This window comes from Bacteroides sp. RTP21281st1_H5_RTP21281_210402 (assembly GCF_040918965.1).
In the GTDB taxonomy this organism is placed as follows: Bacteria; Bacteroidota; Bacteroidia; order Bacteroidales; family Bacteroidaceae; genus Bacteroides; species Bacteroides congonensis.
The window spans coordinates 259,423-273,347 of the sequence record NZ_JBCOWR010000003.1; the positions used below are offsets into that span (position 1 = coordinate 259,423).

Here is a 13,925-nt window from a genome sequence, read left to right on the forward strand (position 1 = left end):
GTCGTATCCTGTAGACAAGGAGGTACTATGTGGAAAGATTATGATATCATAAAAGGTGGTATAGCAGATGATCGTGTGATACGTACTATTTACCTCTATATGCGTGGTGATTATACCCGTGAAGAAGCTTTATCGCGTCTGGTTCATCAAGATCCTAACAATCAAATTTGTATCACAAACCAAAAAGTGATTGATGAACATTTACATTTTATAGATGCTATTTCCATACCTATACCATCTCCAACAAAAGAAGTTGCTAATGCTGATATTGTAATGCAAGGCAAATATTATGGTATTATGGAGCAACTTGCTGCCCGTCTGCACATTTCAGATATGCAAGCATTAGAAATATTTTATAATAGCGACAGTTATCAGCGTATTATTCATCGATTCGGGGATTTATACCTCATGAGTGATGCATATATTAAAACAGTGTAATAATAGTCCTGCTTCAAAATCTCCGACATTCAAATCATGTCTGATACCATAATCACGCATATGATAATATCCACTCTCTAATTGTATCCCGTAAGACATAAAATAATATAATTCACCTAATAAATATTCTTTTTCCTGAAAATAAATAGTATATTTGTGATAAGTTCTCAAATAAATCGATTAAAATATGATTATTCAATTTACAATAGGAAATTTTCTATCTTTCAAAGAGCAATCTACATTGTCATTAGTAGCGTCGGCTTTGAAAGAAATACAGATTCCGGCTGAAGATATAATCTTTGGTGTAGGGACTGCCGGATTATCATTGATGAAGAGTGCGGTTGTTTATGGTGCTAATGCATCCGGCAAATCTAATTTCATTAAGGCATTTGAGTTCTTTAAATGGTATGTGATAAATTCGTCGAAGGATATTCAGGCAGGGGAACGTGTTAATATAGAAAGTTTCCGGTTAAATTCGCTTACAGCGAGTGAGCCAAGTTATTTTGAAGCGATATTCTGTGATGAAGATAATCAATACCGTTATGGATTTGAAGCTGATAATTCATTAGTACATTCGGAATGGCTTTATCAAAAAGCCAATAAAAAGAGGGCTAAGGAAGTAGAATTATTTTATCGGGGAAAAGATAGTTTTGATATTCATACTAAGTTTGTCGTTGGCAAAGAACTTGCAGGTAAACGAATGGTGAGAGCAAATGCATTATTGCTTTCTGTTGCGGCGCAATTCAATGACCCCACAGCGGTAGAGATAATGCAATGGCTGAATGAGACTACTATTATTTCAGGTTCTAACGATGAAAAGATATGGAATACGGCAGCCATCCAATTGGATGATAGCAAAATGAAACAGAGAATTATTGAATTTTCCCGTTATGCTGATTTAGGCATTGAAAGTATTGAAAAAATTGATAATGCTATCGTGAGTACACACACGCAATATGATGAGAAAGGTAATGAAGTCAAAACTATTACTTTCCCATTCAGGAAAAATGAATCGGAAGGCACAATAAAGTATTTTTCGCTGGCATACCCTATCATTGATGCTTTGGATAATGGAAAGCGTCTTATTATAGATGAATTTGATTCAAAAATGCATCCGCTTCTCACATGTAGAATTATTGCCTTGTTCAATTCAAAAGAAACAAATCCGCGAAATGCCCAATTAATTTTCACTACTCACGATACAAACTTGTTAAGTGCTGACATATTCCGGAGGGATCAGATTTGGTTTACACAAAAAGACCGTTATGGTGCAACTGAACTTTATTCGTTGGCAGAGTATAAAGTACGTAATGATGCTTCATTTGAAAAAGATTATTTATCAGGAAAATATGGAGCAATTCCAATTGTTGGAGATTTAACCCGTTTGTTTAATACTCAAGAAAATTAAGCTATGGCGGCTAAAAGGAAAAATATAAATCCGCGTATCGAAAGAAAGATAACACGTATCAGCGGCGTACGTGAAGTAAAACAAACATTTCTGATTATTTGCGAAGGAGTTAATACTGAACCGGACTATTTTAATGCTTTTCGTTTGACCTCTGCCAATGTGAAAGCCCTCGGGCAAGGTATGGGAACATTAGCATTAGTACAAAAGGCTATCAATATAAAAGAGCAAGAAAAGCTAAAGGGACGGACATATAATCAGAATTGGGTGGTTTTTGATAAAGATGACTTTCCAGAAAATGATTTTAACTCTGCAATCTTATTGGCACAACAAAATGGTTTTGAAGTGGCCTACAGTAACCAAGCTTTTGAATTTTGGTTTTTATTACATTTTAATCTGTACCAAGGGGCTTTACATCGTTCCAGGTATGAAAAAATGCTGAGTACTCTGCTCGGATTTGCTTATACAAAAAAATCGGGTGTAAGTTCTAAAATGTTCAATGTTTTGTTTACTAAACAAGAACAAGCTATTAATCACGCTAAAACTATCATGAAACAATTTGACGGGAATAACCCGGCACAACACGAATCTTCTACTACTGTTCATTTGTTGGTAAAAGAGTTAAATAGATTTCTATAATGTGGTATCAACAGGAAGAATATCCTGCTAATACCACATTAATTGATTGTCAATTTTTCAGTAAACCTACTATTATTATAGCCAACGTACAAACTTCCTGATATACCAATTCTTAATAACTTGCGTCAAGATACAATAAGAAAGCAGAATACCTATCAGCCAGGGGAAATAGCTTAATGGAAGAGCCTGCAATCCAATGGAACGTCCGAAAGACGTGAAGGGTATAAGAATTCCTACTGCCATGATTAATAGCGTCATTCCCATTACAGGCCATGTTGCCCGGCTTTGTATAAATGGAATCTTTCGTGTGCGTATCATATGGACAATCAAAGTCTGTGACAAAAGCCCTTCAACGAACCATCCGGTCTGAAACAAGGTCTGATGCTCGGGACTGTTACAGCTAAAGACATACCACATGACCAAATAGGTGGCAATATCAAAGATAGAACTGATAGGACCGATATAAATCATAAAACGGCTTAAATCAGACGCATCCCATTTACGCGGCTTCTTCAGAAATTCCGGATCCATACGGTCAAACGGAATGGTTGTCTGCGAAATGTCATACAGCAAATTCTGAATAAGCAGATGTATCGGCATCATCGGAAGAAAAGGCAGGAATGCGCTTGCAAATATCACGCTGAACATATTCCCGAAGTTTGAACTGGCTGTCATCTTAATGTATTTATTAATGTTGCCAAAGGTCTTTCGTCCCTCCAGTACACCATCTTCCAACACTAGCAAATCTTTCTCCAACAAGATAATGTCGGCACTCTCTTTCGCTATATCTACCGCCGAATCCACAGAAATTCCAATATCTGATTGCCGCAGAGCACCGGCATCGTTAATGCCGTCGCCCAAGAAGCCAACCGTATTTTCCTGCTCTTGCAAAAGAGAGATTATTTGTGTCTTTTGCAACGGGGTCAGTTTAGAAAATAGCGTAGTGCTCCTTACCGCTTCTTTCATTGCCGGTTCATCCATATTCTCGATATCCATCCCCGTAAGAGAACGGGTAGTGTCGATGCCTACCTGACGGGCAATCGCCTTCACTACGATGTCATTATCTCCTGATAATATCTTGACCTCCACTCCATGTACATACAATTGCTCTATCGCTTCGGCGGCAGACGGTTTAGGCGGGTCAAGAAAAGCAAGATAACCTATCAATACCATTTCTTTTTCATCTTCGACTGCAAAGTTTCCGTTCTTTTCGATAAAACTCTTTTGGGAAACCGCCAGTACTCTCATTCCCTGCCGGTTCATTTCTTCACTTATCTTTTGTGCCTTGACTTTCAAGTCGTCAGTCAAAGGATGAATCTGTCCGTCGAATTCCGCATATGTACATACATCGAGAATTTCTTCCACCGCCCCCTTAGTGATAATCTGCCGTTTGCCCAAACGGTCTTCTATAACTACGGACATTCTCCGGCGTGTAAAATCAAAGGGAATTTCATCTACCTTCGTATAATCATCCTTCAAATGCTCCAAATTCAGTTCTCTTACGTGGGAGAGAATCGCTTTATCCATCAGATTCCTTAATCCGGTCTGAAAATAGCTGTTGAAATAGGCATGGCGAAGAATACGTTTACTATTGTCACCGCTTCCATCTGCATTTATATATTTCTCCAACACTATTTTGTCACAAGTCAGTGTCCCTGTCTTGTCCGTACAGAGTATATTCATGGCGCCGAAGTTCTGAATCGCGTTCAGGTTCTTCACGATTGTTTTCTTTTTCGACATGGCTAGCGCACCTTTGGAAAGATTGGCGGTGACAATCATCGGAAGCATTTCCGGTGTAAGCCCTACGGCAACGGAAATGGCAAAGATGAAAGCCTGAAACCAGTCTCCCTTTGTGAAACCGTTGACCAGAAACACAAAAGGAACCATGACCAACATAAAGCGAATCAACAAAAAACTAACTTTACTGATTCCTTTATCGAAAGCAGTGGTAGCCCTATGCCCCACCAGACTTCTGGCAATAGTGCCCAGATAAGTCTTATTTCCCGTCTCAAAGACGATTCCTTTTGCAGCACCACTAATCACATTGGAACCCATATAACAGATATTATCCAATTCTACCACGCTCCCACTGCGGTATTGCTTTCCCCTGACTTCCGGCAATTTCTCAATAGGTTCTGATTCTCCGGTCAGTGATGCCTGACTGATGAACAGGTCTTTTGACTCGATAATGCGGATATCAGCCGGAACCATATCTCCGGCAGCCAGATAGACAATGTCTCCGGGAACAAGTTCTGTAATATCCAACTCTTCTTCCTGAGCCCCCGCCCGTTTTACCAAACACGTATTCTTTACCATCTTCATCAAAGAGTCGGTAGCTTCGCTTGCTCTCCACTCCTGCCAGAAACGCAGAATGGCACTGAACACGACCATAGACGCAATAATGATGACACCCGTCCACTCCTGCTCTCCCGGTGAAGCCATGAGTACATCCAAAATCAGGGATACAATAGCCAGTCCGGTGAGAACTCCGATAAACGGATTTATAAATGTCTTGATAAACAGGATAAAGGGATTCTTTCTCTGCTCGTGAACTACTTCATTCTTTCCATAGGTGGATTGACGTTGTTCCACTTCTCCTTTTGTCAGTCCGAGCCGGGTGGCCTGCAAATATGAATAGGCAGATTTGCCCGGTTGGGTAGCAACCAGAAAAACTTTTTCTGAATTGAATGAGTACTGCGGTTGGCGCAATTTCTTCTTCCACATCATAATCTCTTATTTTTAAAGTTACGAATTGCATTTTTTCAATCACGATGCAAAGGTAAGGACAGCTCCACCGGGAAGCTGTTAGAGATATATTAGAGTGGTATTAGAAAATCATTAGAATATTATCAGGGAGTGTCAGATATGAGGGAGCTTTACCACAAAAGTAGTGCCCTCGCCCTGATGGGAAGATACGGTCAGTTCTCCTTTATGTAAATGAATGATTTTTTGAGTCAAGGTCATACCGATGCCATGCCCGGAAGCAAAAGCTTTGTTTTCCCCACGATAGAATAGCCGGAATAGGTTCTCCTTGTCCTTGTCGGAGATTCCCACGCCATTGTCCGACAGGCGGATGACAGCCGATTGTTCCCAAAAGGAAATCAGCACGAATGAGCTCCGGTTGGAAGAATACTTGCAGTTGTTCTCTATCAGGTTCACGAATGCGGTAGTCAGCAGATAATTGTTCCCGACAACAGTCAGGACATTGTCGTTTTCAGCTTCCTGATCGAATACGAGTTCGACATGATATTCCGGATGAGCTTTCAACACTAACTCCCGTGCGTCCAACAGCAATTCATCCAGACGGACCTCCTCCATCTTGATTTGTTCCGATTGGTAATCCGCCTTGGCAAGGTTCAGTAGTCCGTCAATCAGCTTGATGATTCGATGGGCGTCCTGCAAAGCATTGTCGATAGCTGACTGATACTGTTCCGCGGTACGCTCTTTCAGCAATGCCAGATCCAGTTCCGCCGTAAGCGAAGCCATAGGAGTACGGAGTTCGTGGGAGACATTGCTTACAAACATTTTTTGTGAGTTGAACGATTTCTCCAAACGTTCCAACAGGTTATTGAACGCAATACAGAGTTCTCCTAATTCATCCTGTTCGTTTTTTACGGGAAGCCTTTTGTCGATATGGGATGCGGTGATATTTTCCGCTTCCTTCACAATGCTGCGTATCGGCTTCAGGGTACTTTTAGCAAGGATATAGCCTACAACTGCCAGTATTGTCAGTCCACCGATAAATAACAGGATTAACATATTCCTCAAAGCATCCCGATTGGCATACCCATAGCCGTCATAGGCGGCAGCGGTAACGATATATTCTTTCCCTTCAAAGGTATAGACAAGTCCTACCGCCTGATATTCATTGACATAGAAATTGATAGCCTTTCGTTTCAAGATGCGGGTGACCATTTCAGGAGTTTCCTTGATTATATCATTTTGGAGAGCGTCATGGTATAATATCCGGAAGTCCGGGGTATAGACAGCTACTTCCACCTCATTGATAAACTGCCGATTGTTCAAATAAATAGATTGCATCGTTGCAGCATCCACCTGATTATTCAGAAAAAGATGCGCCTTTGTTATCGCTTCACTTTGCAGATTCCGAAAAAAGGCATTGCTGCGTGAATGTTCACTCACGTAGTAGACAGCTATAACGAATACAAGAAATACCGCTGCGGTCAGTCCTGCATATTGCAGGGTCAGCATTGTCCTGATTTTCATAATTTGTCGGTTAGTATGAAACCCATTCCGGCTTTGGTGTGGATGAGTTTCGGTTCAAAATTCCGGTCTATCTTTTTGCGAAGGTAGTTGATATATACGTCAATGAAGTTAGTTCCCGTATCAAAATGGGTATTCCATACTTTTTCGGCTATTTCAATCCGACTCAATACTCTTTCGGCATTCTCTACCATATAGAGCAACAGGTTATATTCTTTTGGGGAAAGTTTGATAGATATACCGTTCCGTTCTACATTCTTGCCTTGCAAATCGATACGTAAATCTGCATAGGAAAGTTCATGCGGCAAATCCTTTTTATCACTATTTCCCCGTTTCAACAATACTTTTATCCTTGCATTCAGTTCCCTGAAATCGAAAGGTTTCACCATATAATCATCCGCACCGGCATCAAACCCGTCCAACTTATCGTCAGTAGCCCCCAGTGCCGTCAACATCAGTATAGGAATACAAGAATTTACTTTGCGTATTTCCTTGCATAACTCAAATCCGTTCATTTTCGGCAGGACAATATCGGAAATGACCAGATCGAATGAATGTGCCTGAAAAAGCCGGAGTCCCATCAGACCATCATATGCCACCATTACCTGATAGCCATTCTCTTCCAGACCGTTCATCAGCAGATTAGCTACCCGGGGTTCATCTTCTATAATCAATATTGTGTACATAGGAATAATGCGTGAATGATATATATCGGCAAAAATAGTAAAAACCTGCCAAAGCCGGCCCATATACAGAAAAATATGCCAAAAGAAAGTAGCATTCTCTCTTCTGGCATATTCGTTCAGTTGTATTTGAGTACTTTTATTCTTATTCTGTAAACCGGAAAACGATTCGTCCCGTTTGCGGACCATTCACCCACTTGGGTTGTGAAGAAGGGCCGCACAAGTCTGTTGAGTTTACTTTGTTACGTACGGGCGGAATCACGTTCAGTACGGAGATTCCACTTTCGGGAAGCGTGTAAAGCAAACGGTCACGACCGTCACGGGGTTGATATATTCCGATGTAAGTGCCGGGTGTTTCGTTTGTCAGGCTGATTGTACCCTCTTTCGTGCGGATATTCATCCAGGAAACATCTCCGAAGTAACCTTTGAACTCAGGATAAGTAAAGGTTTCACCCGGAATAGGGTCGTTATAGTCATTTTCCCAAATATCGTATTGTGCACCATGAATACGATTTTGCCATACACGATAAGGACCTGCTCCTAACCAGCGTTTACTGATTACTTGTTCTTCAGGATAGTCGAAACAGATTCCCATCAGGTCTACTACACCGGAGAAGTTATAAGTATAGTCGAGTGTAACAATTCCGCTCGGGTTGATTGTCCATTGGGCTTTATCCAAGTTTCCTAATTTATAATTAGCGGTGATAATTAGGTTTCCACCGTCTTCCCTTACATCAAGTTTGGTAAATACGGCTGCATCGGGAAATTCGCTGTAAGTGCGGTCTTTTTCCTTAGCCTTTTCGTCATCGTGATTATAGAACTGATCCAGTGAACGGTCTGCGCGACGGGCACCGATGAAACGGGGACCGTTGGCAAAACTGATTTTGCGTTTGTTTACAGATACACCTTTCAACTGACCGTCTTTCTTTGAGAAGACAAAAGTGCGATTGTTCGCTTTTACTGTAAGGTCATTATCTGTTTCGGTGTAAGTTGCTTTGCCGGATAACGGAGAAAGTTCCTCTTTTACCTGATTCAATTTATCTATCGGGAATGTCCAACGCCAAAGTTCATGACCGTATTTGTCGACAGCCGTCACAAAGAGAGCGTCCGCATCAGGGAGAATGGTTGTTTTAAGATCTAATATGCCTGCTGAATGAGCGGCAATATCACTACCTTGCACTTCACCTTGTTTTACAACTTTAGTGCCGGCATTGGGAACATCTGTCGCCAAAGGGAATTTCACTTGTTTCCAGAGGAAACGGCAGGTGTTCAGATTCAGGTAATCATAGCGGTTTTCTACGGATAACTTGCCGTCGAATTGCCTGTCAACAGAAGTGTCCATTATTTGTACAGGACTCCATAACTGCTTGATAGTGTAATAACTGCCTTCCTTTTCGTGATGCGGGCCTACAATACCGTCAGCGCCAAAGTTACCTTGGTTATCAATGAAGCCGTCCATATCTACCCGTTTCACCCCTTCGTCTGCCAGTACCCATAAGAAGCCGCCGATACAACGGGGATGCTTGCGCATCATTTCCCAATAATCATACAATCCGGCACCGTGCCCGCCATCATACAAGCCGTGAAGAAATTCAGTGGGCATAAAGATTTCCGGCAGACGCATATAGTTCTGACTTTCCCCATAGGAACGATAATGCATGGTTTCAAAACCGGAGAAGTTACCTTGCGGATGAATGACCGGGCGTTTCTGCGGGTCATATTTATGGAATTCTCCGTCCAGTTCCGTGTTCCATCCTTTTTCATTGCCATTGCTCCACCAAATAATGGAAGGATGATTCACGTCACGCTCTATCATACCTTCAATCAGGCGAACTCCGGTCGGAGTATCATATTTGCCATGCCAGCCACCCAGTTCGTCCATCACATATAATCCGAGAGAATCACACGCTTCCAGGAATTCAGGGTCAGCCGGATAATGGCTCAGACGAACAGAGTTCATATTCATGTCCTTCATTAAAAGGACATCTTCGATATTCTTCGCTTTGCTCAATGTACGCCCACTTTCCGGACGGAAGCTATGGCGGTTGACACCACGCACATTGATACGTACCCCATTGACATAAAGCCCGTCACTTTCGCGTACTTCGATAGTGCGGAAGCCGAATGTTTCCGTTTCGTTATGCAATACTTTGCCGTTCTTGTCCAGTAATGAGAACTGTGCCTTATAGAGATTCGGTGTTTCCGCTGTCCACAGGGCGGGATTAGAGACGTTCAGTTGGATAGAAGTCCAGTCTCCACCGGCTTTTACCGGAACAGTTGTTTCGGCCAGTTTCTTGCCTTTGCTATCTGAAATCTGTGCACGGACACTCATTCCGTCATTCGATATATTCGTATAGCAATTCGCGCGGAACGAGCCATCCATTTGCGCGTCAATGACAATGTGACGCAGATTGACGGCAGGCTTCACTTCCAGAAATACAGGACGGAAGATACCGCCGAAGTTCCAATAGTCGGCACGGCGTTCGGCAAGGTTCACACTCGCGTTCTCACTTTCTTTGGATACTGTTACTTCCAACAGGTTCTTTTTACCATATTTCAAGAAGTCCGTAACATTATACGAGAAACGGTAGAAAGCTCCCTGATGTTTCGATCCGACCTTTCGCCCGTTCACTTTCACTTCCGTATCTGTCATGGAAGCTTCAAAGACAAGATTCACTTGCTGTCCGCGAAACTTTTCGGGAACTTCAAATTCGTACTTATACATGCCCTTCTCGTCGGCGATCCCTTCGGGAAAAGCTTTACCGTAAAAGGTGATTCCGTACTGATAAGTACCAAAGCCTTGCAATTCCCAACAGGACGGAACGCCAATCTTCGTCCATTTGCCGGAGTTGCGTCCGTCGGTACAGAAGAAGTCCCATTCTACCATGTCATCGCATCCGCGGCCGGAAAGGTATTGCCGTTCCGTCTGTGGAAGATTCTGAGCAGCCAGGGTAGTTGCCAATGCCAAGGTTGATAATAAAGTGGTTACTTTTTTCATTCTTACTTTTATTATTGTGTTAGTTATTTAATAATTCATTTTTTGGTTATACGTATATGTAAGGTATGTTCCTTCTTCCCGATGGCATATTTCTTCAAGACGCCCGGACCGCAACTGCTATTCCCTAACCCGAGTACGGCGGTATCCAAGCTGAGAATAACCTCGGCACGTGGTTTTAAATAACAATCATGTGTCTCTTTGTACAAGTCCTGCGCGGTATAGTGCAAGGCAGATGCTGAGAATACCTCTTCCACCGCATCTATACGGATGCCTTTATTTTGTTTGTCCGTCAGCGTCAGATAATGCACTTCCTCTTTATTCCCACTATCCTGCGGACGGGGATAATGCACATACTGCTCATCTACCGTTCCTTTCCACAGCCCTGTGGCGGCAGAAGTTTTACGATCAGGATAGTTGTCCTGTGGCCCTCTTCCATACCATATAAACGTATCATAAGACGGAGAAAGACAGAACGCAATCCCCAATCGGGGCAGTTCGGGAAGTACTCCTTGCGGCAGGAAAGTTGTTTTCAGGTCAATCGTTCCGTCAGAACAGATAGTATAAACTGATGTAGTCGTTATCTTGCCTTCTTTATATACATTATTTGTCCGGACTTGAACAATCACAGCTCCATCTTCGCGCAACTGATGGTCGAAAGATTCCAGACTAATCTGCGGATTATCCATCCCATGCAATTTCCAGTCTTTCGCCAACCAGTTTCCAAAACTCTTATCATTATCGGTCGGAGCACGGAAAGCCTGTGTTACGGGTTGAACCGGAAAATCATCGGAGTGCGCCAACATCTCTTTACCATTATAAATAAGGGAAGTCATGCTTCCGGTCACTGTCTTCTTCCATTGTACGGAAAAGCCGCGTCCGCTGACTTGCAGAGTTTTATCATCCTCTTTTATTTGTAATTGTCCTTTATTAGCTAAACCGGCTGATAACAAATCGCCTTTTTGCAAACAGAATTGTTCCCAAGCTACTTCATGTCCCGCTTTTGCCCAAAGAGCGTCTGATTTCAGGACGATACTCACTTTAAGCTGACAATCAGCAGCAGGCTTTACAACATCTTTTCCTTTATTCCTTTTGTTGGAAGAGCTTTTGTCTGATAATGAACGGAAATCAGGTAAAGTCATTGTTCCTGTTTTTCCCGGAGCAACTTCGGGCAATATCAATTCCCCATGTTCTTTCTCCTTACCATCCACAGATAATGTCCACAGACAACGATACGATGATAAATCAATATGATGATTCCGGTTGGTCACTTTCAAGGCTCCATTCTCCATTCCCAGCAGAACCGGAGCATATACTTTCTTCACTTCCCAATATTTGGGCGTAGTTTCACGGTCGCTCATCAACAATCCGTTAAAGCAGAAGGCTTTCAAATTAGGCTTGTCACCGAAGTCACCGCCATAAGCCACCATAGTACGCCCGTCGGGTAATGTTTTATAAATCCCCTGATCCACCCAATCCCAGATAAATCCGCCCAACATGCGCGGATTACTGTATATCTCGTCCCAATATTCCTTGAAATTACCTAATGCATTCCCCATTGAATGGGCATATTCACTGGTCATTACCGGACGATTATCATTAGTACGTTCCGCAATCTCCAGTAACCGTTCCCAACGTGCATTTTCCGCCCGTTCCTTGTCTACCCCTTCAGCAATACCCGGATTCAGATATTCCTGTTTCACCCGTGTATAAAAACGGCTGATTACGTCCACAGTCTTCGGGTCAGGATTACCGTCCGTTCCTTGCGCACCTTCATAATGCACAGGACGGGTAGGGTCAAAATCATGCAACCATGCCGAGATAGCCGCAAAGTTAGGGCCATAACCACTTTCATTTCCCATACTCCACATTACGATACTTGGATAATTCTTATCACGTTCAGCCATACGGACAGCGCGATCCATAAATGCAGCATGCCAATCGGGAGTACTCGCCAGTGTCCCCCGCAATCCATGCTCTTCAATATCCGCTTCGTCCATCACATAAAGCCCTATGCTGTCACAGAGTTCATACCAACGGCTTACATTCGGATAATGACTGGTACGCACGGCATTGATATTAGCCTGTTTCATCAAGAGAATATCCTGAAGCATACGTTCGTCCGTCATGACACGGGCTGTGCGAGGATCATGTTCATGGCGGTTTACGCCCCGAAAACGAACAGGATTGCCATTTACCAGCAGTTGCCCGTTCTCTATTTTAACAGAGCGGAAACCTACCGGCTGCTCTACTTGTTCTATCACTTTCCCGCCAGAATCTTGCAGTGTAAGATACAGCCTATATAAATAAGGTGTTTCCGCCGTCCACCTGTGAGGGGATTTGACAACAGCCGACAGACGTCCCGTTTTGCGGGGACCGCGTTGCGGATACCACTCGTTCATCCGGCTTGCCTTATGCTCCAAATCGAGTATATCTTCCACGTCTCCTTGCAAAGTTACCACATCTTTTCCCGAAGCATCTTTCAAAACTCCCTGTATAGTATAACCTTTACCTGTGAATCCTCTATAAACACTGAATTGCGGGTCTACCTGAAAAATAAAGTCCTGATAATTGTTCGTTGACAAGGGCAGTGTACGTACCGCATAATCACGAATACGGATGTCCGGCGTATGCATCAGATGGATACTGCGATGAATGCCGCCGAAGCGCCAAAAGTCCTGATCTTCGAGATAAGAACCGTCACTATAACGGTAGACTTCCAATGCTATCTGATTTTCTCCGGAGTACAGATACTTTGTGATATTGAACTCACTCGGTTCCATACTCCCTTGGCTATACCCTACCCGTTCACCATTTATCCAAACATAGAAAGCACTCATAACACCTTCGAAGCGAAGGAATGTCTGTCCTTTTGCCGTCCAATCAGCAGGCAGAACAAAAGTACGGCGATACTGCCCCACCGGATTCCTCTCCTTATAAGTAGTGTAATCCGCTTTCGGTTCACCCATCACACGGGGCGGGTCAATCTTGAACGGATATCCCGCCGATACATAGATAGGTGTGCCATATCCGTTTATTTCCCAATTGGCGGGAACCGGAAAGTCTGTCCAGTCCCTGTCATCAAAGTCCGCCCGATAGAAATCAATGATTTTTTGGTCAGGAACAGGAGTCCACCGGAATTTCCACATTCCATCCAGACACAGGGAGCAGTCCCCCTTTTGTTCAGTAAATGGCGTAAATGCCGCCCGTGCCGGTTCCCGGTTGATTTGCAGGACATGATGATTTTCCCAGTCATGTACTGTTTGTGCCTGTATCGGACAAGCTATCAATGTCCCAAGCAATAAAGTATATATTTTCATTCGTTCTTTTTTCTTCATATCAAATAGACGAACAAAACCTCATTTTGTACTCTAAAAAAAGACTGATTAAAATATGAGAATCGAATCTTAAAAAAAGAACATCATATTAACATTCAATATGTTGCGAATTAAAATAGCCGTATAAACAGGCACAAAAAGGCTTGTCAAAATAGTGTTATCTTCCGGGAAATGGCTTTCTTTGTCATGAATTTAATTATTAT

Annotated in this window: 8 protein-coding genes; 3 read left to right on the forward strand and 5 right to left on the reverse strand. The window is 42.8% G+C overall.

Features of this window, described 5'->3' with window-relative positions; all coding sequences use genetic code 11:
• From AB5443_RS06650 to AB5443_RS06660, 3 genes are all read left to right on the forward strand, one after another.
• On the forward strand, positions 1-438 hold a 438-nt coding region (locus AB5443_RS06650; protein WP_368119600.1), incomplete at its 5' end, for a DUF3990 domain-containing protein.
• A gap of 187 nt (positions 439-625) precedes the next feature.
• Positions 626-1,846: an ATP/GTP-binding protein gene (locus AB5443_RS06655; RefSeq protein ID WP_277133157.1), complete on the forward strand. Its 1,221-nt coding sequence runs from the start codon at positions 626-628 to the stop codon at positions 1,844-1,846.
• A 3-nt stretch (positions 1,847-1,849) separates the two neighbouring features.
• A complete protein-coding gene (locus AB5443_RS06660; protein WP_277133159.1) occupies positions 1,850-2,482 on the forward strand; it encodes an RloB family protein in 633 nt (210 codons plus the stop codon).
• Positions 2,483-2,557: 75 nt separating this feature from the next.
• Here AB5443_RS06660 and mgtA read toward each other — a convergent pair whose 3' ends face one another.
• From mgtA to AB5443_RS06685, 5 genes are all read right to left on the reverse strand, one after another.
• Positions 2,558-5,209: a magnesium-translocating P-type ATPase gene (gene mgtA / locus AB5443_RS06665; RefSeq protein WP_277133162.1), complete on the reverse strand. Its 2,652-nt coding sequence runs from the start codon at positions 5,207-5,209 to the stop codon at positions 2,558-2,560.
• A 132-nt stretch (positions 5,210-5,341) separates the two neighbouring features.
• Positions 5,342-6,709: an ATP-binding protein gene (locus tag AB5443_RS06670; RefSeq protein ID WP_277133164.1), complete on the reverse strand. Its 1,368-nt coding sequence runs from the start codon at positions 6,707-6,709 to the stop codon at positions 5,342-5,344.
• Positions 6,706-7,392, reverse strand: coding sequence for a response regulator transcription factor (locus AB5443_RS06675; protein ID WP_073346444.1), 687 nt, complete (start codon positions 7,390-7,392; stop codon positions 6,706-6,708). The genes AB5443_RS06670 and AB5443_RS06675 overlap by 4 nt, the downstream gene beginning before the upstream one ends.
• A gap of 142 nt (positions 7,393-7,534) precedes the next feature.
• Entirely contained in the window at positions 7,535-10,387 is a 2,853-nt protein-coding gene (locus AB5443_RS06680) for a glycoside hydrolase family 2 TIM barrel-domain containing protein (RefSeq protein WP_277133167.1), read from the reverse strand.
• A gap of 35 nt (positions 10,388-10,422) precedes the next feature.
• Complete coding sequence (locus AB5443_RS06685; RefSeq protein WP_277133169.1) at positions 10,423-13,722, reverse strand: glycoside hydrolase family 2 TIM barrel-domain containing protein; 3,300 nt, start codon at positions 13,720-13,722, stop codon at positions 10,423-10,425.
• Positions 13,723-13,925: the final 203 nt, after the last annotated feature.